This window comes from Streptosporangium sp. G12 (assembly GCF_052983175.1).
The window spans coordinates 81,967-108,959 of the sequence record NZ_JBRIQO010000003.1 but is presented as its reverse complement, the minus strand read 5'-3'; the positions used below and the strand labels follow the sequence as shown (position 1 = coordinate 108,959).

Annotated in this window: 21 protein-coding genes; 8 read left to right on the top strand and 13 right to left on the bottom strand. The window is 71.4% G+C overall.

Annotated elements, in window-relative coordinates; genetic code table 11:
• Positions 1-39 precede the first annotated feature (39 nt).
• The 3 genes from ACVCAG_RS05590 to ACVCAG_RS05580 are packed head-to-tail and all read left to right on the top strand — an operon-like array spanning position 40 to position 5,706.
• Positions 40-1,926: an ABC transporter transmembrane domain-containing protein gene (locus tag ACVCAG_RS05590; RefSeq protein WP_440082289.1), complete on the top strand. Its 1,887-nt coding sequence runs from the start codon at positions 40-42 to the stop codon at positions 1,924-1,926.
• A complete protein-coding gene (locus ACVCAG_RS05585; protein WP_440082288.1) occupies positions 1,923-3,656 on the top strand; it encodes an ATP-binding cassette domain-containing protein in 1,734 nt (577 codons plus the stop codon). The genes ACVCAG_RS05590 and ACVCAG_RS05585 overlap by 4 nt, the downstream gene beginning before the upstream one ends.
• A 55-nt stretch (positions 3,657-3,711) precedes the next feature.
• Positions 3,712-5,706 carry a prolyl oligopeptidase family serine peptidase gene (locus tag ACVCAG_RS05580; protein ID WP_440082287.1) on the top strand — a complete coding sequence of 665 codons (1,995 nt, stop codon included), beginning with the start codon at positions 3,712-3,714 and terminating at the stop codon, positions 5,704-5,706.
• A gap of 23 nt (positions 5,707-5,729) precedes the next feature.
• On the opposite strand, the gene ACVCAG_RS05575 is transcribed toward ACVCAG_RS05580, so the two are convergent.
• The 4 genes from ACVCAG_RS05575 to ACVCAG_RS05560 all read right to left on the bottom strand — a co-directional run bounded on the left by ACVCAG_RS05575 (position 5,730) and on the right by ACVCAG_RS05560 (position 8,395).
• Positions 5,730-6,086, bottom strand: a complete 357-nt coding sequence (locus tag ACVCAG_RS05575) for a hypothetical protein (RefSeq protein ID WP_362845074.1) — start codon at positions 6,084-6,086, stop codon at positions 5,730-5,732.
• Positions 6,083-6,457, bottom strand: coding sequence for a hypothetical protein (locus ACVCAG_RS05570; protein WP_440082286.1), 375 nt, complete (start codon positions 6,455-6,457; stop codon positions 6,083-6,085). The genes ACVCAG_RS05575 and ACVCAG_RS05570 overlap by 4 nt, the downstream gene beginning before the upstream one ends.
• A 448-nt stretch (positions 6,458-6,905) precedes the next feature.
• The gene (locus ACVCAG_RS05565; RefSeq protein ID WP_440082267.1) at positions 6,906-7,343 is read right to left on the bottom strand and encodes a hypothetical protein; all 438 of its coding nucleotides are present in this window, start codon (positions 7,341-7,343) and stop codon (positions 6,906-6,908) included.
• 296 nt (positions 7,344-7,639) lie between these two features.
• Positions 7,640-8,395, bottom strand: coding sequence for a helix-turn-helix domain-containing protein (locus ACVCAG_RS05560; RefSeq protein WP_440082266.1), 756 nt, complete (start codon positions 8,393-8,395; stop codon positions 7,640-7,642).
• 237 nt (positions 8,396-8,632) lie between these two features.
• Between ACVCAG_RS05560 and ACVCAG_RS05555 the strand changes: the two genes are divergently transcribed.
• Together ACVCAG_RS05555 and rph are read left to right on the top strand one after the other, a co-directional pair.
• A complete protein-coding gene (locus ACVCAG_RS05555) occupies positions 8,633-9,298 on the top strand; it encodes a DUF4097 family beta strand repeat-containing protein (RefSeq protein ID WP_440082265.1) in 666 nt (221 codons plus the stop codon).
• A gap of 389 nt (positions 9,299-9,687) precedes the next feature.
• Complete coding sequence (gene rph, locus ACVCAG_RS05550) at positions 9,688-12,294, top strand: rifamycin-inactivating phosphotransferase (protein ID WP_447189557.1); 2,607 nt, start codon at positions 9,688-9,690, stop codon at positions 12,292-12,294.
• An 84-nt stretch (positions 12,295-12,378) separates the two neighbouring features.
• Here the strand turns inward: rph and ACVCAG_RS05545 are convergent, their stop codons facing one another.
• A complete protein-coding gene (locus tag ACVCAG_RS05545) occupies positions 12,379-12,873 on the bottom strand; it encodes a TetR family transcriptional regulator (protein WP_440082263.1) in 495 nt (164 codons plus the stop codon).
• A gap of 39 nt (positions 12,874-12,912) precedes the next feature.
• On the opposite strand from ACVCAG_RS05545, the gene ACVCAG_RS05540 reads away from it, so the two are divergent.
• Positions 12,913-13,683, top strand: a complete 771-nt coding sequence (locus ACVCAG_RS05540) for a zinc-binding dehydrogenase (RefSeq protein WP_440082262.1) — start codon at positions 12,913-12,915, stop codon at positions 13,681-13,683.
• A 98-nt stretch (positions 13,684-13,781) separates the two neighbouring features.
• Positions 13,782-15,389 (top strand): carboxylesterase/lipase family protein, encoded by a 1,608-nt coding sequence (locus ACVCAG_RS05535; RefSeq protein WP_447189556.1) that lies wholly within the window; start codon positions 13,782-13,784, stop codon positions 15,387-15,389.
• 78 nt (positions 15,390-15,467) lie between these two features.
• Here ACVCAG_RS05535 and ACVCAG_RS05530 read toward each other — a convergent pair whose 3' ends face one another.
• Positions 15,468-16,523, bottom strand: coding sequence for a helix-turn-helix domain-containing protein (locus ACVCAG_RS05530; RefSeq protein WP_447189604.1), 1,056 nt, complete (start codon positions 16,521-16,523; stop codon positions 15,468-15,470).
• A gap of 101 nt (positions 16,524-16,624) precedes the next feature.
• Here ACVCAG_RS05530 and ACVCAG_RS05525 point away from each other — a divergent pair, with 101 nt between their 5' ends.
• Positions 16,625-17,584 (top strand): proline dehydrogenase family protein, encoded by a 960-nt coding sequence (locus tag ACVCAG_RS05525; RefSeq protein ID WP_447189555.1) that lies wholly within the window; start codon positions 16,625-16,627, stop codon positions 17,582-17,584.
• Between the two features lie 58 nt (positions 17,585-17,642).
• Here the strand turns inward: ACVCAG_RS05525 and ACVCAG_RS05520 are convergent, their stop codons facing one another.
• The 7 genes from ACVCAG_RS05520 to ACVCAG_RS05490 form a co-directional block, all read right to left on the bottom strand.
• A complete protein-coding gene (locus tag ACVCAG_RS05520) occupies positions 17,643-18,299 on the bottom strand; it encodes a response regulator transcription factor (protein WP_362846521.1) in 657 nt (218 codons plus the stop codon).
• A gap of 219 nt (positions 18,300-18,518) precedes the next feature.
• Positions 18,519-19,142: a hypothetical protein gene (locus ACVCAG_RS05515; RefSeq protein WP_440082259.1), complete on the bottom strand. Its 624-nt coding sequence runs from the start codon at positions 19,140-19,142 to the stop codon at positions 18,519-18,521.
• Between the two features lie 329 nt (positions 19,143-19,471).
• Positions 19,472-20,395: a hypothetical protein gene (locus ACVCAG_RS05510; protein ID WP_440082258.1), complete on the bottom strand. Its 924-nt coding sequence runs from the start codon at positions 20,393-20,395 to the stop codon at positions 19,472-19,474.
• 101 nt (positions 20,396-20,496) lie between these two features.
• Positions 20,497-23,820: a WD40 repeat domain-containing protein gene (locus tag ACVCAG_RS05505; protein ID WP_447189554.1), complete on the bottom strand. Its 3,324-nt coding sequence runs from the start codon at positions 23,818-23,820 to the stop codon at positions 20,497-20,499.
• Positions 23,817-25,085: a hypothetical protein gene (locus ACVCAG_RS05500; protein ID WP_447189553.1), complete on the bottom strand. Its 1,269-nt coding sequence runs from the start codon at positions 25,083-25,085 to the stop codon at positions 23,817-23,819. The genes ACVCAG_RS05505 and ACVCAG_RS05500 overlap by 4 nt, the downstream gene beginning before the upstream one ends.
• Complete coding sequence (locus ACVCAG_RS05495; protein WP_440082255.1) at positions 25,082-26,227, bottom strand: hypothetical protein; 1,146 nt, start codon at positions 26,225-26,227, stop codon at positions 25,082-25,084. The genes ACVCAG_RS05500 and ACVCAG_RS05495 overlap by 4 nt, the downstream gene beginning before the upstream one ends.
• A 233-nt stretch (positions 26,228-26,460) precedes the next feature.
• Positions 26,461-26,844, bottom strand: coding sequence for a hypothetical protein (locus ACVCAG_RS05490; protein WP_440082254.1), 384 nt, complete (start codon positions 26,842-26,844; stop codon positions 26,461-26,463).
• Positions 26,845-26,993: the final 149 nt, after the last annotated feature.

Genomic DNA, 26,993 nt, shown 5'->3' with positions numbered 1-26,993 from the left:
GAAGTTCGGTAAGTCGGGAAGGTTCGGGGAGGAGCCAACGTGCGGGCAGCGGACCGGCTGGTGGCCGACACCGTGCGGCGTAGCGGACCCTGGCTGGCCGTCCTCGCGGTCACCTCCGTCCTGGGCGCGTTCGCGCAGCTCGCGCTCCCGCTCGTGCTGGGCAGGACGGTCGACGAGCTCGTGGCCGGTACGAGTGGCGGCACCGGCGCGGCGACCTGGCTCGGTGCCTGCGCCGCCGCCGTGATCCTGACCGTGCTCTGCGACACCCTCGGCGTCTGGGCCGCCGGATCGAGCGGCGCGCGCTCCTCGGCCTGGCTCAGGAACCGGGTCGTACGGAACGTGCTCGGTGTCGGGCCGGTGATCACCCGCCGGTTCCCCGAGGGGGACCTGGTCACCCGGATGGGCCTGAACACCGAGGAGATCGGGCGCGCCCCCGAGTCGATCGTCACCGGGGCCGCGCTGGTCATCCCCACCGCGGGCGGCGTGGTGGCCCTCACCCTCATCGACCCCCTGCTGACCGTGACGCTGGTCGCCGGGCTCGTCCTCATCGCGCTCGTCCTGCGAGCCTTCCTCACCGTGAGCACCTCCATAGCGGGCGACTACCAGGCGGCGCAGAGCGACATCGCCGCCCGCCTGGTCGACGCCCTCGCCGGGGCCCGTACGATCGCCGCGGCCGGCACCGCCGACCAGGAGCGGGCGCGGGTGCTCACCGCCCTGCCCCGGCTGCGCGGGCACGCCATGGACATGTGGCGGGCCAACGCGCGGGCCGGCGTGCAGGCGGGAGCGGTGGTCCCGCTGCTGGAGGTGGCCGTGCTCGGGGTGGGCGGGCTGCGCCTGGCCGCCGGCGACCTCACGGCCGGAGAGCTGTACGCCGCCGCCCGCTACGTCGTGCTCGGCGCCGGTCTCGGCTCGGCGCTGGGCTACGTCGGCCGCCTGGCCAGGGCGCGGGCCGCCGCGGCCAGGGTGGAGGAGCTGACCGCCGAGAGCCCGCGAGCCTACGGCACGCGCCCGCTGCCTCCCGGTCCCGGCACGCTCGAGCTGCGCGGCGTCGACGCGGGCGGCCTGCGCGACGTCGATCTCGTCATCCCCGGCGGGCAGGCGGTGGCCGTGGTCGGCCGCTCGGGGGCGGGCAAGTCCCTGCTCGCCGCGGTCGCCGGGCGGCTGGTCGACCCGCGGCACGGCACGGTCCTCCTCGACGGCGTGCCGTTGCCCGACCTCTCCCGCGAGGCGCTGCGCCATGCCGTCGGGTACGCCTTCGAGCGCCCCGCGCTGCTCGGCGACACCGTCGGCGCCGCCGTCGCCCTGGGTCTCGACGCTCCCGCCGCCACCCCCGGCACCGGCCGCCACGGCGCCTCCGGCCGCGGCCGTCGCGGCACCCGTACCGGCACCGGGTCCGGCCACCGGCACGACGACCGGGACGGCCGGGCGGACGGGAGGGACGAGGTCGTGCGGGCGGCGGCGCGGGCGGCCCGCGCCGACACCTTCGTCCGGCGGCTTCCCCTGGGGTACGACACGCCGCTGGAGGAGGCGCCCATGTCCGGCGGTGAGCGGCAGCGGCTCGGCCTGGCCCGCGCCTTCGCGCAGGGATGGCGCCTGCTCGTCCTGGACGACGCCACCTCCAGTTTGGACACCGTCACCGAACGCCAGGTCGCCCGCGCGCTCTCCAGGGAGCTGCGCGACCGCACGCGCCTGATCGTGACCCACCGGGTGGCGACCGCCGCGGCGGCCGACCGGGTGATCTGGCTGGACGACGGCCGGGTGCGCGCGTGCGGCGGGCACCGGGCGCTGTGGGCCGACCCGGCCTACCGCGCCGTCTTCCAGGCGGACACGTCCTCCCCGGACGACGCGTCCTTCCCGCCGGGCGCCTCCTCCCCGGCGGGCGCGTCGTTCCAGGCGGGCACCTCCTTCCGGGCGGGCACGTCGTGAGCCCTCCGGACGGGCACGTCGTCAACAGGCCCCTGCGGCGGGCGCTCAGGAGGGACCCGTACCAGCTGGTCAGGCTCGCGGGCTGGTCCGTCGCGGAGACGGCGCCCTCCCTGGTCATCGGCCTGGCCATCGCGCGGGCGATCGACGACGGCTTCGGCGCGGGACGCCCCGCGACCGGGTTCGCCTGGCTGGCGCTGCTCGGCGGCGCGTGGCTGCTGGCCGCGGTCGGCGCGCGGCAGGTGGTGATGGCCGTCGCCGCGATCGTGGAGCCGTTCCGCGAGGAACTGCTCGCGCACGTCGTCGACGACGCGCTGCGCCACTCGGTCATGTCCGGACGGGGACCGGGGGCGGCCGCGGTGGCCCGCTCCAACCTGCAGGTCGAGCTGGCCCGCGACGCCTTCGCCTCGGTCATCACGGTGGTCAGGTCGTTCGCGTTCACCGTGGTGAGCGTCATGCTCGGGCTGGCGACCCTCGTGCCCGAGGTGCTCGCGCTGGTGCTGCCCCCCTTCGTCGCGGGACTTGTCATCTTCCTGCTGTCGCTGCGCGCCCTGGCCAGGCGGCAGCGGGACTTCATCCTGGCCGACGAGCGCACCGCCGGGTCGCTGGCCACCATGGTGGGCGGGCTGCGCGACATCACCGCCTGCCGGGCCGAGGAGCGGGTGGCGGGCGACGTCGGCCTGCGGGTGGCCGAACAGGCCCGCGCGGCCCGGTCGCTGGCGCGGGTGACCGCGCTGCGCACGCTGTCGCTGGCGGTGGGCGGCTGGCTGCCGGTGCTGCTGGTGCTGGCCGGGACCCCCTGGCTGGTGGGTGAGGGCGCGGGCGCCGGGGTGATCCTGGGCGCCCTGGCCTACGTCACGCAGTCGCTGACGCCCGCGCTCGGCAACCTCGTGGAGGGGCTGGGCATCAACGGGGTCCGGCTGCGGGTGGCGCTCGGCCGGCTGCTGCGCGACGGCGACCCGCCCGTACGGGCGTGCGGGCGGATCGCGGCACGGGACGGCGGCGACGGCGGGGCCGGGGCGGCCGAGCTGCGCGGCGTGACGTTCGCGTACGGCCCGCACGCGGAACCGGTGATCGACGGCCTGGACCTGTCGGTCCCCGAGGGGGACCACATCGCGGTCGTGGGCCCCAGCGGCATCGGCAAGTCCACGCTCGCCGCGCTCCTGACCGGTGTGCTCGCGCCGGGGGCGGGCCAGGTCCTGGTGTGCGGGGTGCCCGCCGACCGGCTCGACCCCGCCGACCGGGTGCTCATCCCGCAGGAGGCGTACGTCTTCCGCGGCTCCCTGCTGGAGAACCTGACCTATCTGGCCGACGCCTCGCCGGAGGCGGTGGACGACGCGGTGGCCGCGGTCGGCCTGACGAACCTGGTGGCGCGGCTGGGCGGCTACTCCACCGAGATCCACTCGGGGCTGCTGTCGCCCGCCGAACGGCAACTGGTCGCCCTGGCCCGCGCCTATCTCGCCCCGGCCCGGCTGGTGATCCTCGACGAGGCGACGTGTCACCTGGACCCGGCGGCCGAGGCCCGCGCCGAGGAGGCGTTCGCCCGCCGGGGCGGCACGCTCCTCGTCATCGCCCACCGGCTGACCTCCGCCCTGCGGGCCCGGCGGGTCCTCGTCATGGACGGCACCAGCGTCCGGCTGGGCACGCACGAGGAGATGCTCGCCGCCTCCCCGCTCTACGCCGACCTGGCCGGGCAGTGGGACCCTTCGAGCGCGCAGGAGCTGGTGCCGTGACGTCCTCACCGCGTTTCCCGTCCAGAGCCCGAGCTCTCCACATCGAAGGAAGCCGATGATCTACCCTCCCGCCGAGCGGCAACCGATCGTCGACCACCTCCACGGCCACGCCGTGCCCGACCCGTACCGGTGGCTGGAGGATCCGGACAGCCCGGAGACCCGGAGCTGGACGGCCGCCCAGGAGGAACTCTGGCGCGAGCACGCGGGCACGCTGCCGGGCCGCCACCTGTGGCACTCGCGGGTGGCCGCGCTGACCGGGGCCGGGACGGTCGGCACGCCGATGTGGCGCGGCGGCAGCCGGTTCTTCCTGCGCCGTACGGCCTCACAGGAGCACGCGGTCCTCTACCGCACCGGCCCCGACGGGGTGGAGGAGACGTTGCTCGACCCGATGGAGCTCGACCCGAGCGGGCTGACCACGCTCGACCACTGGCAGCCCGACCTGGACGGCAGGCTGGTGGCGTACCAGGTGTCCAGGAGCGGGGACGAGCGCTCGGAACTGCGGGTCATGGACGTCACCACCCGCCGGGTGGTGGACGGCCCGATCGACCGCTGCCGGTACGCGCCCGTGGCGTGGCTGCCCGACGGGAAGGCGTTCTTCTACGTCCGCTCCCGCCAGGTATGTCTGCACCGGCTCGGCACCCCCGCCGAGGCCGACGCCGTGATCATGGGTGAGGAGCGCTCGTACGGGCTGGGGATCAGCTACAACGGCCGCTGGCTGACGGTCTCGGCGATGGCGGGCGACGGCAACGACCTCTGGCTGGCCGACCTGTCGTCCTCCTCCCCCGAGCGCCCCGACCTGCGGGTGATCCAGCGGGGGGCGGGCGCGGTGACGGCGCCCGCCGTCGGCCGCGACGGGCGCCTGTACCTGCTCACCACCCTGGACGCGCCGCGGGGGCGGCTATGCGTGGCCGACCCGGCGCGGCCGGGCCCCGAGCACTGGGTCGGTCTGGTCGACGAGGATCCGGAGGCGGTGATCGGTGAGTTCGCGATCGCCGGGCAGACGCTCCTCGTCGGCTGGACCCGGCACGCGGTCGGCGAGATCAGCGTCCACGACCTGGCGACCGGGAAACGGCGCGGTTCGGTGCCGCTGCCCGGCCTCGGTTCCGCGGGGGGGATGACCACCCGCCCCGAGGGCGGCCACGAGGTCTGGTTCACCTACACCGACAGCGTCACGCCCGCGGGGGTGCACCACTACGACACGCGCACCGGGCGGACGTCGCTGTGGAGCGCCGCGCCCGGCGCCGTGGAGGTGCCGAGGCTCGAGGCCCGACAGCTGGTCTGCGCCTCCGCGGACGGCACGCCGGTGCGGATGGTCGTGCTGGCCCGCCCGGGCTCGGGCCCCAGGCCCACGATCCTGTACGGCTACGGCGGGTTCGGGCTCTCGCTCGCGCCGTCGTACTCCAGCTACATCCTGCCCTGGGTCGAGGCGGGCGGGGTCTTCGCCCTCGCCCAGCTGCGCGGCGGCGGCGAGGAGGGGGCGGCCTGGCACCGCGACGGCATGCTGGAGCGCAAGCAGAACGTCTTCGACGACTTTGCCGCGGCGGCCGAGAAACTCGTCTCGGACGGCTGGACCACCCCCGCGCGGCTGGGCGCGTGCGGCGAGTCGAACGGCGGGCTGCTGGTGGGCGCCGCGCTGACGCAGCGCCCCGACCTGTTCGCCGCCGCCGTCTGCTCGGCGCCGCTGCTCGACATGGTCAGGTACGAGCGGTCGGGGCTCGGCCCGGTGTGGCGTTCGGAGTACGGTTCGGCCGACGACCCCGAGCAGCTGGGTTGGCTGCTGGGCTACTCCCCCTACCACCGGGTCGTCGACGGCGTCGACTACCCCGCGACGCTGCTGACCACGTTCGGCGGCGACTCCCGGGTCGACCCCATGCACGCGCGCAAGATGTGCGCGGCGCTGCAGGCGGCGACGTCGGGCTCGCGGCCGATCCTGCTGCGCCACGAGGGCGACGTCGGCCACGGCTCCCGCTCGGCGGGCCGCGCCGTCGACCTGGCCGCCGACATGCTCGCCTTCCTCGCCGCCCACACCGGCCTGGACGCCGGTACGTGAGGGCCTCTCAGGCTTCCAAGCAGTTAGGCGTCGGTGTCCTTGGGGTGGCGCGTCGAGGCGTAGACGAGGTGGACAGTGCGCCGGGACTCGTCGACGAGGTAACGCACGCGACCGCCCGCGGTGACCTCGTACTCCCACTGCGGGTATTCGCGACCGCCCAGAGTCCCGGCGGCGAGACGGCCTCGCAGACGGTGCTGCCGATCTGGGTCGTCCTGCGACAGCGGAGCGTCACGCAGCGCCTCGAAACAGCGCCGGGTGTTGCCCGCGGCCTCGGCGCACAGATCGGCCCACCCCTTGGCCGCCTCACTGGTGGCGAACCGCAGGTGCCACTCGTCACCGATCGGCGGCGGGGCCACCGCGTCGCCACGCTTGGGACTCACGGCGCGATCACCTCACCGTGATCGTCATCGGGCAGCGCGCGGGTGAGCTGTGCGGTCAGCGAGGGGTCGGCGAGGACGCGGGCGGTGGCACGCCATTCGACGATGAGCCGGTGCAGGGTGGCGTGGACGTCCAGCTCGACCGCGTCGCGTGTGGCGTCGACCAGTTCCTGGACGAACTCCCTCTTCTCCTCCAGGGAAAGGTGTCTCACCCAGGGGAAGACCGTGGGCAGGGCGTGCAGGACGGCGCGGGTGCCCTCGTCGCTGGCGAGGAGGGCCGCGACCATACGGGCCGCGATGTCCGCGGTCTCCTCTCTCTGCCGGTCATGCCGTGCGGTGGAGATGAACAGGTCTTCTCCGTCTCGACGCTTCACATGCACCCGGTGAACGCGATCAAGGGTCTCGGCGACTCGCTTGGAGTGCTTCGACAGGTCGGAGAACGGGACGGTCGGCGTAACCATGCCACATGGTACTTCGGAACGTGTTCCGAAGTACAGCGGGCCGTTCAACGAGGTCTCGGCATGCGCGGCGGGCCCGGGCTCAGCCGCCGATGATCCGCTCGACCGGTTCGGGGAACCACTCGACGTACTCCGTCTTCGGCCCGCCGACGTGCCGGGCCGGAGATCCTCAAGTCACCGGCCACTGAGACATCCGGCTTCGGGCACCGCCAAGGAGGACGGCGCCGAGGAGGACGGTCCCGCCCGAACACGACGGCACTTCTCAGCACCTCTCGCGAGACCTCCTCGGAACACCGCGAGAGCACGGCGCCGCCTCCGGCCGGCCGAAGAGGGCCGGAGGCGGTGCCGTGCCGGGGGGGGCGGGCTACTGGACGGCCCCGAGCCGGTACCGGCCGCCGCCACCGCAGCAGAACTCGTAGTCCCAGGTCGCGTCCTGGTTGATGGTGACGCCGCCGATGAGGTCGTTGGGATCGATGTCGTCGTACTCCATGAGGCGGAGCTGGGCGCCGACGGGGACGCACTTGTCGACCTCGACCCGCTGGCCCGCGCCCATCGACACGTAGGCCGCGGTCACCGGCCAGATCTTCGTGCCACCGCTCGTGATGAACACCTCGTCGCGGCCGTTCTCGGTGACCGCGAGGGCCCGGAGGCCGTCGAGGAACACGCCGGCGCCACAGGTGAGCGCGGCCTTCTCCCGGGCCGGGCCCGCGTCGGCGACCGCCGCCGGGGTTCCGGCCAACGCGAGGCATCCGGCCATCATGGCCGCGGCCGCGAGCTTCGACGGTTTCCGCCAGGTGCGCATGCCGGTTCCCGTCCGTCGCCCGCGGGAGTTCTCTTCGACTCGCATTCGTGTGCACTCTCCGTTTCGGCTGGTGGTGACGTGTGTTCGCGCCACGCGTGCACCCTGACCTCGGTGGCCGCGTGGCTCTTCCTGCCTCCACCAGATCTACGGCACAGCCGCCCGGGCAGACCATGATCGGGCCCGCTCCTGTCGATAAACCTGGAGTTCGTGTCCGTTTTCGACAGGGTGCGCACCCCTGGACGGGCGGCCGTCCGCGGCCGGCCTCGTCTCATGGCCGTGACGATCGAGACGGCTGCCTATCCGTGGTCCGGACCTGGCCGAGCGGTGTCGTTCGAGGTCCTTCCGGGTTTGGTGTGGAGGACTTCGCGGGCCTGTTCGGCGGCGCGGGTGATGCTTTCGCTGATGAAGTCGAGGAAGCGGGCGATGTTCTCCAGGCGGTCGGCGGCCGGGGTGCGGGGGCCGAGGACGGCGACGCCCTGGCGTGCGGTCTCGACGAGCAGGTCGTTGGATCGGGCGCTGGCGATCGTCGCCTGGTAGAAGAGTTCGTCGTCGACGACGTAGCGGTCGCGACGGCGTTCGTCGCGTTCCCGGCGGACGAGGCTCTGGCTCTCCAGGAAGGCGATCGCCTTGGAGATCGACGCCGGGCTGACCTGGAGGTGCCGGGCGAGCTGGGATGCGGTGAGACTGCCCGCGTCAGTGGTGAACAGGCAGGTCAGCACCCGGGCCGTCATCTTGGTCAGGCCTGAGGCCATGAGGACGGTGGTGAACGTCTCCTCGTACTCGGCCACGGCCTCGGCGTCGCGTCCGTGCGGCTGGGGGACCGGCTCCGGCCCTTGGGAGGAGGCGGGCCTGCGCCGGTTGGCGCGGCGTTCGGTGGCGCGGTGGGCCAGGTCGGCGCGGTAGGCGGCAGGGCCGCCGTTGCGCATCACCTCACGCGTGATCGTCGAGGTCGGCCGGTCGAGTCGCCGGGCGATCTCGGCGTAGGGGAGGCTGTCGGCCAACCCCAGCGCGATCTGCCGGCGGTCCTGCTGGGTGAGTCTGCCTCCCGGCATCGCGATCTCCCTGGTGATCCTTCGTGGTGGTCCCTGGCCCCCCACCATAGCGTTCACTTCTCATTCATTGCAATGATCAGAGCATCTTCCGTTGCTTTAGTATCAGGACTGTTGCAACAGTTTATCGACGTTTACCTGCGTAAATGTATCTTCTATGCAACAAATATGTTGCCAGATTTAGGAACGCAACGTAGCGTTTCCAATGTCAGAAACAACGAGTGAGCACGGGAGAGCACGATGCAGAAGTTCGACACCCCCGCCCCGATCTCCGCCGTCCTGGACATCCCCGCCGGACGCGTCCAGTTCATCGCCGCGGACCGCGCCGACACCACCGTCGAGGTCCTGCCCGCCGACCCCTCCAGGAGCCGCGACACCAAGACCGCCGAGCAGACCACCGTCACCTACGCCGACGGCGTCCTGCGGGTCACGACCTCGACCCTCGACAACCGACTCTTCGGCCCCTCCGGATCCCTGGAGATCACCGTCCAGCTGCCCGCCGGCTCCCGCGTCGAGGCCAGGGCCGCCGCCGCCGAGCTCCGCGGCGTCGGACGCCTCGGTGACGTCGCCTTCGAAGGCGCGTACCGCCAGATCAAGATCGACGAGGCCGCGAGCGTCCGCCTCACCGCGCTCGACGGCGACGTCGAGGTCGGCCGGCTCAACGGCCCCGCGGAGATCAGCACCGCGAAGGGCGACATCCGGATCACCGAGGCGGTGCGCGGCACGGTCGTGCTCCGCACCCAGTCCGGCGACATCTCGGTCGCCGCCGCCGCCGGCGTCTCGGCCGCCCTTGACGCCGGCACCGGCTACGGCCGCGTCAGCAACGCCCTCAAGAACAACGGCACCACCGAACTCGACATCCGCGCCACCACCTCCCACGGCGACATCACCGCCCGCAGCCTCTGAAGGAGCGGGACCGGGACCATCCGGCCGGGTCCATCGCGATCGAGATCCCGCCGGTCGTCGCCGAGGATCCGGCCGTCCGTCCCGAGGGGCCCGCGATCCGCGTACGCGCTCCTGTCCACGTCCACCGCACCCTGCGGCAGGTCGGGGCAGGTCGGGGCAGGTCGGGACCGGGCGCGGGGGCCCGGTGCGGGCGCCGGCCGGCGCCCAGGAGATCACCGCCGCCGAGCGTGAACGGCGGCCCGGGATGCCGGTGCGGGGAGGCCGGGTCAGGCCGCGCGCCACTCCCCGCCACTTTCATTTTGTATCAGATCCGCGCGTCTCATGAGACGTCAGAAAGTGGTTCATACTGCCCGTTGCGAACCGGCCCGACAAGCAATGGAGCAACGGAATTGGGTTACGTGCTGGGTTTCGAGGAGATCGACTCGACGAATATCGCGGACGTCGGCGGAAAGGGAGCGCAGCTGGGCGAGCTCTCGCGAATCGACGGCATCCGCGTGCCGGACGGCTTCTGCGTCACGACGGACGCCTTCCAGCGGATCGTGGCCGAGGCGCCGTCGATCGACGCCCGGCTCGACCTGCTGTCGCGCGTGAACCCGGACGACCGCGAGGCGATCCGCACCCTGAGCGCCGATGTCCGCCGCGTCGTCGAAGGCGTCGCGATTCCCGGCGATCTCGAGGCGGCGATCGGCGAATCGCTCGCCCGGCTCGGAGAGCGGGCCTCCTACGCGGTGCGTTCCAGCGCGACGGCCGAGGACCTGCCGACCGCGTCCTTCGCCGGCCAGCAGGACTCGTACCTGAACATCGTGGGCCTGCCGGCGATCCTCCACCACGTCCGAAGGTGCTGGGCCTCGCTGTTCACCGAGCGGGCGGTGACCTACCGGCGCCGTAACGGCTTCGACCACCGCAAGGTACGGATGGCCGTGGTCGTACAGCGGATGGTGTTCCCGGACGCGGCCGGGATCCTCTTCACCGCGGACCCCGTGACCTCGAACCGGAAGATCGCCACGGTGGAGGCCGGCTGGGGGCTCGGCGAGGCGCTCGTCTCCGGCCTGGTCGCCGGGGACGTCTACACGGTGCGCGACGATCAGGTCGTCACCACGGCGGTCGCCACCAAGCCGCGGTCCGTCCAGGCGTCGCCGGGAGGCGGTACCCATGACGCACCGATCGAGCCGCGACGGCAGACGCAGCCGGCTCTGACGGATGCGCAGGTCGTGCGCCTGGTGCGGCTGGGCCGGCGCGTCGAAGCGCACTTCGGCAGGCCCCAGGACATCGAATGGTGCCTGGCCGGCGATGACTTCCACATCGTCCAGAGCCGGCCGATCACCACCCTGTTCCCCCTCCCCGAGACCGATGACCGGGAGAACCATGTCTACGTCTCCGTCGGTCACCAGCAGATGATGACCGACGCGATGAAGCCGCTGGGACTCTCCGTGTGGCAGCTGACGACCCCACGGCCGATGCACGAGGCGGGCGGACGGCTGTTCGTCGACGTGGCCCCCGTCCTGGCGACGGCCGCCGGTCGCGCGAACCTCATCGGGACCCTGGGGAGGTCCGACCCGCTGATCCGGGAGGCGCTACAGACCGTCCTGGACCGCGGCGACTTCATCCGCCTGCTCGCGGACGAGGATTCCGTCGCCGCGCCCGCCGGCGACTCACCCGCACCGATCGAGACCGATCCGGCCGTTGTCACCCAGCTGATCCGGCGGAGTCAGGAGTCCGTCGCCACCCTGCGGAGCGAGATCCGGACGCTGTCCGGGCCGGCGCTGCTCGACTTCATCGAGGCCGACATCGCGGAGCTGAGGCGCATCCTGTTCGATCCGCGGAGCCACCAAGTGATCATGGCGGGGATGGAGGCGGCCTGGTGGCTCAACGACCACCTCGAGGCGTGGCTGGGCGAGAGGAACGCGGCCGACGTGCTCACGCAATCCGTCCCCCACAACGTCACCTCCGAGATGGGGCTGGCGCTCCTCGACGTCGCGGACACGATCCGGCCGCACGCGGAGGTCGTGACGTTCCTGCACCGCGTCGTGGACGAGGGCCGGGAGGGCGACGGTTTCCTGGACGAGCTGGCCGGGCTGGCCGGCGGACGGGAGGCACGTGACGCCATCCGGGGCTACCTCGACGAGTACGGCATGCGCTGCGCAGGCGAGATCGACATCACCAGAACGCGCTGGAGCGAGCATCCCGCCACGCTCGTGCCCACCATCCTCGGCAACATCAAGAACTTCGAGCCGGGCGCCGGCGAACGACACTTCGAACAAGGACGCCTGGAGTCGCAGCGGAAGGAGCAGGAACTTCTGACGCGGCTGCGCGCCCTGCCCGACGGGGAGCGGAAGGCCGAGGAGACCAAGCGGATGATCGACCGCGTCCGCGCCTTCGCCGGATACCGGGAGTACCCCAAGTACGGCATGGTCAGCCGCTACTTCGCCTACAAGCAGGCGCTGCTGCGGGAGGCCGATCGCCTCGTCCGCTCCGGCACCCTGCGCGAGAAGGAGGACATCTTCTTCCTCCGGTTCGCGGAGTTGCGGGAAGTCGTGCGCACCGGCGACGTGGACGCCGGGCTCATCCTGGAAAGGCGGGAGGCGTTCCGGTCGTACGAGGCGCTCACACCGCCCCGGGTCCTCACCTCGGACGGCGAGGCCATCAACGGCCGGTACCGGCATGACGACGCCCCGCCCGGCGCGCTGGCCGGCCTCCCGGTCTCGGCCGGGACAGTCGAGGGCCGTGCCCGCGTCGTCACGGACATGGCGCGGGCCGACCTCGAGGCGGGCGACATCCTGGTCACCACCTACACCGACCCCAGCTGGACCCCCCTGTTCGTCACCGTCGCCGGACTGGTGACGGAGGTGGGCGGCCTCATGACGCACGGGGCGGTGATCGCGCGGGAGTACGGCCTGCCGGCCGTCGTGGGTGTGGATCAGGCCACCCGGCTGATCCGGGACGGGCAGCGGATCCGCGTTCACGGGACCGACGGGTACGTCCAGATCCTCGGCTGAACCGTCGACTCGGACCCGGGACCCCGGCACCCGAGGTGGGCGGTGGTGCGGACCCGAGCAGAGGGCCGTGCCGGCGGGTGCCCGTCATGTCGCAGGAAGAGCGTGCGTGGTGGGACAGGCTTGGATCGCGTGGATGACGAAACCCGCGAAGCGCCTGGAGGCCGCGGCCTGGGCCGCGGCCGTGGTCGCGTGGATCCCCTTGTTCGCCATGAGCAGGAGAATCAGATCGTCGGGGACGGAGAAGTCGGGGCGCAGCCGTCCGGCCTCCTTGGCGCGGCGGGCCAGTCCTGCTACGGCCCTGAGGGTGTGATCGCGGCCTTCGGTGACGTCCGTGGCGCCGGGAAAGGCCGACAGGAACGCTTCGGTGAAGCCCCGGTCCTGGGCGTGCAGTGCGCAGATCCTCTCGATGACCAGGCACAGACCGTGCCAGGGGTCGGGATCGGCGCACCCCTCGTCGACGATGGCGCGGCACGCGCGCATCTGGTCCGCGAAGGCTTCGGTGACCAGCAGTTGCTTCGTGGGGAAGCGGCGGTAAAGGGTGGCGGGTCCGACCCCGGCGCGCCGTGCGATCTCCCGCATCGGGACGTTCAGCCCCTGGGCGGTGAGGTGGCGGGCACCGTGACCGCGGTCGGCGACGGCGTCGACACCTCATGGGTGGGCCGTCGGGTGTGGGGCTTCACCGGCACCGGCGGAGGATACGCCGAACAGGCCGTCGTGCCGGTCCAGGAGATCGTTCCCCTCTCCGCCGACCTGTCCGCCGTCGACGCGGTGGCCCTCGGCGGTTCCGGAGTGGTCGCCCACTTCGGGCTCTCCCACGCCCGCTTCGCTCCCGGAGAGACCGTCCTGGTGCGAGGCGCGGCCGGCAGCATCGGGATCACGACGGTGCAGCTCGCGGCCCGCGGCGGCGCCGCCGCGGTGGCGGTCACGACCTCCTCGGCCGCGCGCGGCCGGCGGCTGCGCGAGCTCGGCGCGACCCACGTGCTCGAGCGCTCGGGCGAAGGCGGCCAGGACGCTCCGGCCGGCTACGACGTCATCATCGACGTGGCGGCGGGCGCGGACATGCCCTCGTTCCTCGACCGGCTCAACCCCAACGGCCGCATGGTGGTCGTGGGCGTCGTCGCGGGCCGGCCCCCGGCGGACTTCGGCATGCGGATGATGGCGGCGTTCCAGAAGTCGCTGTCCTTCTCCACCTTCAGCGCCGACACCGTCCCCGAGACCGACCGGCGTGCCGTGCGGAGCGAGCAGTTCGCCGCCGTGAGGCGGGGAGAGCTCCAGACGGTGGTCCATGAGCTGCTGCCCCTGGACCAGGCCGTGGTGGCGCACCGGAAGATGGACGCGGGCGAGGTCTTCGGGCGGATCGTCCTGACACCGCGGTCCCGTACCTCGTAGCGCCCGGAACCGGCCGGTTCCGGAGATGACATTTGTCCTGGGGCGTTCGGGATCGATGGATCTGCTGGAGCAGCCCGTCCGTTGACAGCGTGGAGGGTATGAGACGAAAGGCGATGAGTGCCGCGCTGGCGGCGACGATGCTGGTGCCGGCGTGCGCGGGCGTGCCCGCGGGGCGGGCGCCGGAGAAGACCGGCGAGAGCGTGGTCCGGACGGACGCGGGAGCCGTACGGGGAACCGTGACGGGCGAGCACCGGATCTTCCAGGGGATTCCCTACGCGGCCCCGCCGGTGGGTGGGCTGCGGTGGAACTCGCCGGCGCCGGTGAGGCCCTGGAGCGGGACCAGGGAGGCCACCAGGCCGGGCAGCGTGTGCCCGCAGGTGGGAAGTGACTACGCGAAGGTGACCGGCTCCGACGAGGACTGCCTGTTCCTCAACGTGACGGCGCCGCGCACGCCCGGGAGGAACCGGCCGGTGATGGTGTGGATCCACGGCGACGGAGCCCTGGGCTCCGGCGACCTCAGCGATGTGCGCCGCATCGTCACCCGCGGGGACGTGGTGGTCGTCACGATCAACTACCGGCTCGGGGTGTTCGGGGGCTTCGGGTACCCGGGGCTCGAGGGGTCGGGCACGTACGGCCTGCAGGACCAGCAGGCGGCTCTGCGCTGGGTCCGCCGCAACGCCGCCGCGTTCGGCGGGGACCCGGCGAACGTGACGGTGTTCGGCGTCTCGTGGGGCGCGCTGAGCATCAGCGGGCACCTGACCTCGCCGGGCGGCGGAGGCCTGTTCGACCGGGCCGTCATGCAGAGCGGCGAGGGCATGATGGACATGCTCGCCGGCAGCATGGGTGAGGGCGTCCCCGCCTACCCGTCCTACGCCTGGCGCCCGGTGGCGGAGGTCGAGAAGATGGGAACGTACGTGGCCCCGCGGCTCGGTTGCGAGGATCTCCGCTGCCTGCGGGCCCTCCCGGTGGAGAAGATCCTCGAAGTGCCGCAGATCATGAACATGTTCCAGACATACGCCTACGGAGGCGAGACGCTGCCCGGACCGCCGTCCGCGGCGTTGCGGGCAGGTCGTTTCCACCGGGTTCCGGTGATCTCCGGGGCGACCCGCGACGAGCACCGGATCTTCGTCGGGTTGTTCCACGACGCGGCGGGCAGGCCGGTGACCGCCGAACGGTACGGCAGGCTGCTGAAAACCGCGTTCGGCAAGGACGCGGCGAGGGTGCGCGCGGAGTATCCGGTCGCCCGGTACGGCTCGCCGGGGCTGGCGTGGGCCGCCGTGATCACCGACCGCATGTGGGCCAGGGCCACCTTCGAGCAGAACGGGCTGCTCAGCGGGAAGGCGCCGACGTACGCCTACCAGTTCGCCGACCGCCGGGCCCCGATGTTCCTGCCGTTGGGGACGGACTTTCCCTGGGGCGCCTACCACGCGGGCGACATGCCGTACCTGTTCACCGAGAAGGCGGTCACGTTCACCCCGGCCCAGCGGAGGCTGTCCGACCAGATGATCGCCTACTGGACCAACTTCGCCCGGACGGGCGATCCCAACGGGAAGGGGCTGCCCCGCTGGGAGCGCTTCGACCGCGCCGCCCCGGTCCCGCACACCCAGTCCCTGGAGCCGGACGCGGTCAAACCGGTCGACTACGCCGCCGACCACAATCTCGGCTTCTGGCCGGCACCGGGCGCCGGATCCGCGCCCGGCCGGTGAGCATGCCTGCGGCCGGATCCGCAACGCGCTCGAGAACACCGAGGGCGCCGCCACCCGGCTCGACGTACACGACCACCCCTACGGTGACAAGGCCGTCCCCGAAGGGACGACGCGCCGTCCGCCCTCCTCGCGCGGGCCGCGGAAGGTGCGCCGGTAGGCGTGGGGCGTGGTCCCCAGATACCGGGCAAAATGGTGACGCAGCGTGGCAACCGACCCAAATCCGGCTCGTTCGGCGACGAGGGCGATGGGCTCGTCGGTGCTCTCGAGATGACGCTGGGCCAGCAGGACGCGCTGGCCGGTGAGCCACTGCAGCGGCGTGGTGCCGATCTCCCGGTTGAAGCGGCGGGCGAAGGTGCGCGGCGACATGTTGGCCCGGCGGGCCATCCTCTCCACGGTCAGTTCCCGGTGAAGGTTGGCCTCCAGCCAGACCAGCAGTGGCGCGAGGTGCCCGGTGCCCGGCTCCGGGTCCGGACGCCTGACGTACTGGGTCTGGCCGCCGTCGCGGTACGGGGGCGCCACCATGCGCCGGGCGATGTCGCCTGCGACGGCGTTGCCCTGTTCCTTGCGCACCAGGTGCAGGCAGGCGTCGATCCCGGCGGCGGTGCCGGCGCCGGTGATGACGGGATCCTCGTCGACGTAGAGGACGTCCGGTTCCACCCGTGCCCGCGGGTAGCGGCGGGCGAGCTCCTCCCCGTAGCGCCAGTGGGTGGTGCAGCGGCGGCCGTCCAGCAGGCCGGCCTCGCCGAGCAGGAAGGCGCCGGAGCAGATGCTGAGCACGCGGGCTCCGCGCCGCACCGCGGCCCGCAGCGCCTCGAACAGTTCCTCCGGCTGCCGTACGCCCGGGTCGGAGGCCGGGACGCCGATGAGGTCCGCCGACTCCAGCCGCTCCAGCCCGTGCGGGGTCTCGAGGTGGAAGCCGTGCCTGGTGCGCACGCTCCTCCCCGTGGCGGAGACGACCGCGAAGTCGTAGGCGGGCAGGCCGTCGTCACCGCGATCGATGCCGAAGACCTCGCAGAACACCCCGAGTTCGAAGGCGTGCCCGCCGTCGAGGGCCAGGACGGCGACGTCGCGCAGTATGTGGACCTCCTGGTGACGGTACGTGCCCGGCACGATGACTGGCAGGAATTTCACCATATTAGTCATTTCTGCCACTTTCTGGCCCGGCGGGCCGCTGGAAAGCTGGCATCGGGCCGGCCGGACCGGCGATTCCCTCACCCTCGAAAGCCAGGCGCACGATGACCACCGTTCAGCTCACCGATACCGACGAAGCCTTCACCGGGGCGGCCCAGGTCCTGCGCACGCTCGCGCTCGACGAGGAGCTCAAGTGGCGGGTGCCCGCGGACCCCGTGCTCGGTCCCCTCGCCCGGCGGGTGGCCCGGCGCTTCGTGGCCGGCGAGACCCTCGCGGACGCGCTGGAACGCGTGGCGGAGATCCTCGTGGGCGGCCACCGCGCGAACGTCGAGTACATGGGGGAGAGCTGCCGTGACCCGGAGCGGGCCCTGGCGGAGACGGCCGTGTTCGTCGACGCAGCCCGCCGGCTTCCGCCGCGGTGCTCGATCTCCCTCGACCTCTCGCACATCGGCCTGGCGATCGACGAGGAACTCGCCCTGGAGAACGCCACCCGTATCGCCCAGGCCACCGCCGGCACCGGACGGGAGATGATCATCTCGGCGGAGGGCTCCGACCGCACCGACGCGGTCCTGTCGGTGCACCGCGGGCTGTGCGAGCGATTCGACCACGTCGGGATCACCGTCCAGGCGAGACTGCACCGCACCGGCGAGGACCTGCGGGGACTCCTCGCCCTGCCGGGCAGGATCCGCCTGGTCAAGGGCGCCTTCCTGGAACCGGAGACCGTCGCCTACGCGCGCGGGGACGCCGCGCTGCCCGCCGCCTACCTGCGCCACGCCGAGGCGCTGGCCGCCTCGGGACACCTGTGCTCGTTCGCGACCCACGACTGGGACCTGATCCACCACATCGACCGTCATCTCGGCGGGACGGGCCGTGCCGACGCGCCGTGGGAGTTCGAGACCCTCCTGGGTCTCGGCCCCGACCGCCTCGCCGCGATGGCCGAACGCGGCCATCCCACCCGCGAGTACGTCGTCTTCGGCACCGAGTGGTGGCTGTACGTGTGCAACCGGCTGGCCGAGGACCCGCGACGCCTGTTCCAGGCGCTCGTCGACGCCGCCGCCCCCTAGTCAGGGCGGCACCGCTCCCTGGTCACGGCGGCGCCGGGGCCCGCGGGGCGGGGCGCGGTCAGTTGAGCGAGCGGTAGCGGCTCAGGATCGGTTCGGTCAGGTCGTGGGACCACAGCCAGCCCGCCTCCCTGGCGATCCTGACCGCCTCGACGCGCGTGCGGGCGTCGACCTTGTTGAGGATTCGCGCCAGGTAGTTGCGTACCGTGCCGCCGGACAGGCAGAGACGGTCGGCGATCTCCCCGACCGGCGCCCCCTCGGCCGCGGCCTGCAGGACCTCCAGCTCGCGCGCGGTGAGCGGGTTCCTCTTCGCGTTGAGGGCGGCGACGGCCAGTTCGGGGTCGACGACCCGCTCACCGGCGGCCACCCGGCGTACGCAGCCCGCGAGCTGGCCCGCGGGGGCGTCCTTGACGACGAAGCCGCGCGCTCCGGCGTCCAGCGCCCGGCGCAGCGCGGCCGGGGTCGCGAGCCCGGTCAGGATCACCGTCCCGCACTCGGGAAGCCTGCGGTGCACCTCCGCCGTCGCGGTGAGACCGTCGGTGCCGGGCAGGCCGATGTCGATGAGCGCGACGTCCGGCCGGTGGAGCAGGCAGGAACGGACCACCTCGTCACCGTGACCGACCTCGGCGACGACCTTGATGTCACTCTCCGTGGAGAGCAGGGCGACCATGGCTCCTCGGACGAGATGCATGTCCTCGGCGATCAGGACGCTGATCATGAATCGTCTCCCCTTTACTACACCGCGCGCTCTCATCTGGCCCGGGGACACTACCCAAGGAAGTCGGGTGACTACCGCAAGTCCGAGTTAAACACGAAACACGGGGCATTGAGGTGCGATCACCGCAGGTGAGAGGCCCCGTGACGCGGAAAATTGAGTGCTTCCCTCGACGCGGGACCACAGAACAACCGCCCACTTACCTTCACTTTTCTACTTCTTCTACGATTTTTCGCGCGACCGCCTCCGAAGCACTTTTCTCGCTTGCCTGACGGTTATGCCGGGGTTATCAGAGAGGATGCGGCTCATCTCGACCTTTCGCAGGTGTCGTGCCTTGAGCCGCAAGAACTTGGCTTCGGGAACGGGAGGCAGGGCGTCCATGACCGCCTGATAACGCTGGGAGACGCGTTCCCGTGCGGCGGCCTCGTCCCCCGCCGCGGGCAGCGCCCGGTATTCCGCCTTGAGGACGGCGAGTTGCCGAACGGCGTCCTCGTGACCGCGCGCCCTGCCACGCCAATCGAGCACCAGGTCGATCAGGGTCAGCGTGAAAGTGAACATGGCGAACCAGCCCAGGAGGGTCGAGCGCTCGATGGTGATCACAAGGAGGGATATCTTCGCGTCGCCCGACGCGAAGGCGAACGCGGTCGCGACGACGGAAGCGGCCAGCAGCACACAGGTGGAGGCGACGGCCCTGCGACGATACTGACCTCTGAGCATGGAGTGGGAGGTGGCCATCTGATCGACCGTACTTCGCTGCCGCTCGATCTCACGCAGGGCGTGGTCCCCGGAAGTCGCCGGATCGGGGTTGCCTCTCGGACGACCGGCCTCACCCTCCGCGTACTTCACAGCGCTCCTCAATGCCGGTTCGGTCTTATGGCTTCGGAACGATCCGGCCGGTACCGGCATCGGGAGGGATGCCGACCTGACATGACTCCGTTCCTTCCAGCTACGGAAGCCGCCATCGATCAAGGCACTCACCAGGAGGGAACACTCGCGAGCGTCCTCGGAACGCCGCCTGGAACCATGGGAGCACCGAACGGCTCGAACGTCGAGTGGTCGCGATCCGGTGCCCGTGGCACGGTGAGCGGGCTGTCCGGCCCGGTCACGCACGCCCGACCGGCGTGAAACCACGAGGCCTCACAGTCGCGACGCGGCGAAGGGCCATCGGGCGGCGTTCACCAGGTCCAGCGAAAGCCCGCGGCGGCGTGTTCCAGATAGGGGACGAAACGATGGACGCAGGCGTCCCGGTCCAGCGCCGCCGGCTCCTCGACGATGACCTTCCCGTCGCGGTGGTCGTCCCAGATCGTCCACCAGAGCCGGTGCGGGCGACGTCCGGGATCGAACTGCACGACGATGTCGACGTTGTCCGCGCGGGCGTGGGCCACCCGCCGGTATTCGAGGTCCGCGTCACCGGTGCCCGGCCGGAAACTCACCTCGTACTCGAGCGAGGCGACCTGCCCCTCGCGCAACGGGCTGTTGAGAGCGATCTCCAGCACCGGGGTGCTGCCGGTGAATTCCCGCATGGCGGCGACGTACCCGCCCCGCAACACCTTCACTTCGACGGCACCGCGGAACAGGCGGTAGGGGAAGAAGTCGACGCCGTCCTCGCACGCGAGGATCGCCCTGATCGTCCGGTGTGAGCAAGGGTGGCCGTCGGAGCCGATGACGCGCCGTTCGAAGACCGACACGGTGCGATGCCGTTGCCTGATCGGCACGAACTGCGGCTGCCGGAGCGTTCCGCTCACGGCGGGCGAGGCGTTCGACGGGGCGGGGAAGCGGGTGGCGAAGAGAAGGTCGCTGTCATGACGGCTCATCTCGAAGGCACCGACGAACCAGCTCAGCGTCTCCGCGCTCAGCACCTCGCCGCGCAGTGCCCGGTTGACCCGGTCCTTCAGCTCGCGGCGGAGCGCGACCTCGGACTCCGAGCGGCGGCCGGACTCCCAGAGGTAGAGCGCCAGCACCTGCGCGACCGCCGACTGGTTGAGCCCGCCGCCTCGTGACCCGTCGCGCAGTCTGGCGAGAGACCATCTCCGCCGGTAGCGCTCCTCAAGCAGGAGGTCCGCCAGCATCCGCCCAGCGGCCCGAACCTCGCCCGCCATGTAGTGCCCCTGAAACCGTGTGAACAGTGCTCGACCCAGCGTAACCGGCGGAATGCGGCTCCAGCGGTGTTTCCTGGTGACCGACATGGTCCATCCCGGTTTCAGCAGAGACGTACTGGCATCACACCAGGGGCGTATCGCCGCCATTCGTCGGGACGCAGGTCGCGCCGGGCGCGGGCGCAGATGTGTTTCAGCGGGTCGCCCGTGAGAGCTCCGACGTCCCACAGCCGGGCCATGCCGTTTATATCACTGGTGATCGACGTGGCCAGATACCGGCCGTCGGGACTGAAGGCGGCCTTGTAGAGACCCGGGAGGAGTTCGGTCTCCTGGTCCCTGATCGGATCGCCGATCTGGCGCCCGTTCTCCACGTCCCAGAGCCGGACGGTCTTGTCGTCGCTGGTGGTGGCCAGAGTGCTGCCGTCGGGGCTGAAGGCCACGGAGTTGACATAGTTGCGGTGGCCCAGCAGCGGCGTGCCGATCTGCTTGCGCGTGGTCACGTCCCACAGCCGCACGGTGTGGTCCTGGCTCGCGCTGGCCACCGTCCGGCCGTCGGGGCTGTACGCGATCCCGAGGATGGCGTCGGCGTGACCGGTCATCGGCTGCATGGTGATGTTCTGGTGGGTGAGGTCCCAGAGCCTGATCACGCCGTCCTCGCTTCCCGTCACCATGCTCCGGCCGTCATGGTTGAACGCCAGCGAGGTGACGGTGCCGTTGTGGCCCTGCAGGACGCCCGCCTCCTCCCGCGACGATACGTCCCACAGCAGGACGGTCTTGTCCTGGCTCCCGCTGGCGAGGATCTTCCCGCCGGGTCTGAAGGCCAGCGAGTAGACGTCGTCCCTGTGCCCGGTCATCGGCTTGCCGACCGGACGGCGCTTGCGCACGTCCCACAGCCGTACCGAGTCGTCGTGACCTCCACTGGCGAGCAGGGAACCGTCCGGGCTGAAGGCGACCGACAGGACGGGGCCGGTGTGCCCTTTCAGGGGCTTTCCTATCTGCTCCTGCGTGGCCACGTCCCACAGCCGCACGGTTTTGTCCTCACCCCCGGTGGCGAGCGTCTTGCCGTCGGGACTGTAGGCCACCCCGATCACGCCCCAGGTGTGGTTGATGAAGGGGATGCCCACCCCGAAGAGCGGGCGGATGTCCCAGACGCGGACCGTGCCGTCCTCCGAACCCGAAATGATCGTCCGGCCGTCGGAGGCGAAGGCCATCGCGTAGAGGGGACCGGCGTGACCCGCCAGCACCGGCCCGACGGCCTGGTGGGTGGGAACGTTCCAGAACCTCACGCTGTTGTCCAGGCCGGCGCTGGCGAGCGTGATCGTGTCGGAACTGAACTCCAGGGCGGAGATCCACGAGTCGTGACCGCGGATGGCCTCGCCGAAGGCGCGCCGGGTCTCCGTGTTCCAGATCCGGATGGTCTTGTCGGTACCGCCGCTCGCGAGCAGCGGCCTCCTCTTGTCGAACGCGAGCGCCGTGACCGCGTCGGTGTGCCCCTTGATGGGGGCGCCGATCCGGCGGCGGGAGACCGGATCCCAGATCCGCACGGTCTTGTCGGTACCGCCGCTCGCCAGCGTGCGACCGTCGGGACTGTACGCGAGAACGAGGACATCGCCTCGATGACCGGTCAGCGGAGCACCGATCTGGCGTCGCGCGTCAAGGTCCCACAGGCGCACGGTGTCGTCGTGCCCGGCACTCGCGAAACGCCGGGCGACCGGGTTGAAGACGACGGAGGTCACCCAGTCGCGGTGGCCCGTCAAGGGCGTGCCGATCGCGCGGTGGGCCGCCACGTCCCACAGCCGGATGGTCCCGTCCTCCCCTCCGCTGGCCAGGGTCTTCCCTTCGGAGTCGTAGGCCACGCTGAGGGCTCTCTTCTCGTGCCCGGTCAGGGGGGCTCCGATCTGCCGCAGCGTGGCGGCGTCCCAGATCCTGACGCTCCTGTCCGAGCAGGCGGCCGCGAAGGTGCGGCCGTCCGGGCTGTAGGCCACGTCGGTGACCCCGCCACAGGCCGCGTCGAGCCGGGCGACGGCCGGCTTCACCAGGGCGGACCGCATCGCGTACCGGGACTCCGGGCCGGGCTTCAGCTTCGACGCCGCTCCCGCCAGCAGCATCGCCAGTTGCGGATCGTTCCCGGCGCCGTTCTGGCTATCCTCGACGAACTGGGCCGCCACCGCCTCCCGGCGCTGCCGCATTTCCCTGGCCTCGGCGTCCCGCTGATAGTCCTGCATGACGAGACCGTACGTGCCACCGCCCGCGGCGAGCAGCAGGAAGAACACGAGGGCGTTCCTGACGATGACGCCCCTGTCGTTGCGCCGCGCCAGGCGGGCGGCGTCGCGCCAGTTCGCGGCGGGCACGATTTCCAGGGACGGCCTCGCCTGGGCCCGCGCGGTCTTGTAGTCGGGTTCCGGCACGATCACCCTGGCGTTCTCGGGAAGGCTGCCGAGCTTCCGCTCGTACCCGCCGACGGAGCGCAGCACTCCCTTCGCCCCGACGGCGCCGATCACCGCGTTCTTGGCCACGAGCCGCCGTACGGTGCGGAGCCCCGACAGCGGTCTCTGCAGACGCGCGATCTCGTCGATCACGACTGAGAACGCCGCCCCCAGGGACTCGTCGTCGACCCGGGAAAGCGACCCCTTCTCCGTGTCGAGGGACCACAGGACCATGCCCTCCACCCGCTTCGCCCCGGCCTGTTGCCAGGCCGCGCGCAGGGAGTCCGCGAACCGCTCGTCTCCCGAGAACAACGACATCCGGGCGGCGTCCGGCACGAGCGCGGGAGGCAGTCCACGCAGCAGGGTGCCGCGCAGCGTGGCGAGCTGCCCGTCCGTGCCCCGGTCGAAGAGCACCGTGATCGCCTGTGGCCTGCTCGTCCGCCCGCCGGCCCCGGACAGCGTCCGCAGCGTCATGGCGCAGGCGAGGGTCGCGCCTGTGAAACGCGCCTCACCGGCGATCCGGCACAGCAGCTCCAGGCGGCCGAGGAGATGGATGTCGTCGCCCGCCACGTCCTCCGGCCGCCATCCGGGCGCGCCCGCGGCCGTGTACCGTGCCTCGCCGTACCAGGCGAGAGCGGCTCGCAGGGGTTCGCGCTGCACCTCGTCGGCGATGAGGCTCAGCCCCAGACCGGCCAGCGCGCGCACCGCGTGTGACGCCCTCGTCTCCTCCGGGACGAAAGGGCCGCCGGCCCGGCGGGCGAACTCCGGGTCCGATCTGAATCCCGTGATCTCGCACAGTTCGTGGTGAAGGGGTGTCACCCCGCGGTACAACGCTTCGAGTGAGTCGAAGCGCCGGGCCGCGACCAGCTTCGCGACCAGGTCGAACAACGGCTGGAACGGCCCTCTCAGTTCGGTGCGGAGTATCTCGGCCGCATCGTCGTCCCTCGGTTCCTCGAAGAGATAGCGCTCACATTCGTTAACCCACAGGGTGGTGTCTGTCAAAGTTCGTCCTCGATGGTGAGCCTTAAGGGGTGATTCTCGGGAAACTCCCTCGCGATACGTGTCCACTCGGCCACGACACTGTTGGTGGTGGCTCCCCGGACCGACCGGCGTACGTCTTCCGGTGGGACCAGCGAGATCTCCGCGATCCCCAGGGGCGGCCCGGTGACCTCGATCTCGACCCAGTCGCCCGATGGCACCACGAGGCCGAGCCGTCCGCTCAGCTCTCCTCTCTCCACGCGCAGCAAGATGAGGTGGCGGGCGCTGGAAGCCGGGCCCGAGACCAGAACGGGCAGGAACATCGCGCCGTACGCGGCGAGCAGCGACTCGTCGGCGGCGGCCCAGGCGGTCCGGGCCCTGATCTCGACCCTCCCCCTGGAGGTGACCCCGAGACGTACGGAGAACGGTTCGCGCACCGCGTCCGTGGTCTCCCTGCGCACCCCTTCCGAGGTGTTCGCGGCGGGATTCAGCCGGGTGTCGAGTCGTAGCGGCGACCGGGGCGCCACCGCTCCCTCCAGCCTCGCGACCGCCTGGCCCGCGGCGTCGGCAATGAACCTGTCGAGGTTCGGCAGTTCGCGGACGAGTTGGGCCAGCACCTGCCGGGTGGCCGGCGGGAGCCGGTCGGCGGCGATGTCCCTGAGGCGGACGCAGAGCGCGGCGGCACCCAAGTGGATCAGCTCCGGCTCCTCTGCCCGGAGCCCTTCGTCCAGTTGCTCCAGCGCCGCCGAGAAGCGCGACCCGACCGGCACGAACCAGTCACGCAGGAAGACGAGAGAGCTCCCCCGGCCACCCCGGACCATGGACAACGCCTGGGCGGCGAGCCGGTCGACCAGCTCCCAGGGAAGCAGGTGGTAGATCTCCGGCGGCGGGGTGCCCTCCTGCGCGAGCCGGCCGACCAATAGGCGCCTCAGGGTCACGTCGGCCCGCGCCATCGTCGCGAGGTCGGCCGGCCGAAGGACCGCTTCGGGCCAGTTCTCCTCCAGCCGGGCGACGACGGCGAGCTCCTCCCGGGTGACCGGCACCGGGGCCGCGCACTCGTCCACCTCGACGACGAGTTCCGCGGTGCCGTCCCGGCGCAGACCCAGAACCTCGCCGGTGTCGAGGAGCACGCCGCAGCGCTCCCAGCCGGAGGCGAACCCGGGCATCCAACGGGCGTCGGCGCGCTCGTCCCCGTCGTTCACGATGTCGCCCCGCCTCCGTGCGGCCGAGCCGTCACGGAGGGGCCGAGTGGTGGCGACCCAGACGCCGAGCGGGCGGGCGGACATCATCCGGCCCGATCCTGCAGCGCCTTGACCAGATCCTCGGCGACCGTCCCCCGCTTCTCCGAAAGGCGCAGTTCCTCGGCGAGCCCTAGCTGCTCGGCAGGGGACAGACTCGCGGGAAGACACTTGTCCCGCACCTTGAGCAGCAGGGGCCAGTCGGCCTCCGGAATCCTGAAGGGAAGGCCTGCCGGCAGCCCGTCGACCCAGCGCCTCACCCCGTCGGCGTCGACGTCCCCCCAGCGAAGCCGGAACTTCAGGTAGCGCATGATTATGCAGGCCTGCGTGGTCGGGTCGTCCCCCCGGTAGAGGACGTCCAGGACTCTCCTGCCGGTCCGAGGGCCTTCCCCGTTCGTGGTCCTGGTGGCGCCCAGGTGAGTCCTTCCCAGCCCGGAGGGGTCGATGACGACTTCGAGCCGAGGGTCGTAGTAGAGGGCGTTGACCGTGAAGTCTCGTGACCAGGCGTCGTCGAGCAGGTTCCCTCCGTACGCGGGGAACCGGAAACCGGCGAGATCCAGCGGGCGATACTCCATGATCCTTTGCTGGGGCGGCGCCGAGGGAGACACCGACCAGACGAGACGGCCCGAGACCCGCCAGTGATAGTCGCCGCAGCCCATGCGCCTGAGCCGACGGGCCGCCAGCTCGCACAGTTCCCCCGGCCCGGCGGTGCCGGTGAAGTCGAGGTCGTTCACCGACGTGGCATCCCCGTGAGCGAGCAGATCGCGGACCGCACCCCCGACCAGCCACGCACGGTGGCCCGCGCCGGCCATGTCGTCGAGCAGCGCCCCGACGAACCTCCCGTCCTCCCCCATGTCCGACAGGGCCAGCTCGAACGCGGCACGCATGAACGGCGGCGCCGACTCCAGCCTGTCCTTCAGATCCCCCTCCTGCACCGGGGACGGCCCGGTGCGCAGGACGCTCTTGGTCGAACCGACGAAAGAACGGAGACCCCTCCTCGGTGGGGACTCCAACTCCTCCTCCCCCTCGACCAGGACCTGGTCCCCGAACTCGGCGGAGGAGGCGGAATCGGCGATGAAGGCGAATCCTGCGACGGTCAGGTCACCGACCTGGTCGCCGCGTGCGACAGGATCGTCAGCGGCTCTGGAATAGAGAAGCCGCAGGTCATCGGTATTGACAGATGTGGTCGGCAATGATTTTTGATCCATGGTGAGAACCATGGAAGCATTCCTCTGTCGCACTTATGTCGCAAATGACACCTGACATCGCACTTGTTCTACAACAAACAAAAGTCATTGATTATCGCGATAGAACGGGCCGAATATGCCATAAGACACCAGTTATAACCAGGGCGGCATCGTGCTCTGCCGGCCTGCGGGCAACGGGGCGGGTTTTCCCGGAAACCCCTGGGACCCGCCCGGCGGGGTCAAACCGGGGCGGCGGCCTCGTGGTGTTCCATCAGGACGTCGGTCAGCAGGTAACCGCCGCGTATCAGGTGGACCAGCGGGCGGGCGCGCAGCTCCCGGTAGTGAGCGGCTATCCGGATCGCAGCCGCCACCGGGGTGGTGGCACTCGTCCACAGCGGCCTGTCCCGGTCCGCGGGCACCGGGACCATCCACCAGAAGCGGCACGTGTCGTCCAGGCGGGCGACCAGGCCGTAGTAAACGGAGATGACGATCTTTCCGGACGGCAGGCGGTGGACGTCCGCCGGGATGTTGTGGGATCGGGCCAGCAGGGCCGCCAGTTCACGGGCCCGGAGTTCGGCGGGGGAAGGCGCGAGGTCTTCGGGGATTCTGTGATCAACGGTCACGCTGGCGAGGGTAAGGATCTTCGGCCACCCGCCTCAACGATGTTGCGCGATGTTGCGCGTTCGCCCCTCGCGAAGCATCCCCTTCACGGATCTTCGCCTCTCGCGGAACCTCCCTCCCCTCGGCGCATCGCTTCCCGCGGACGCCACCG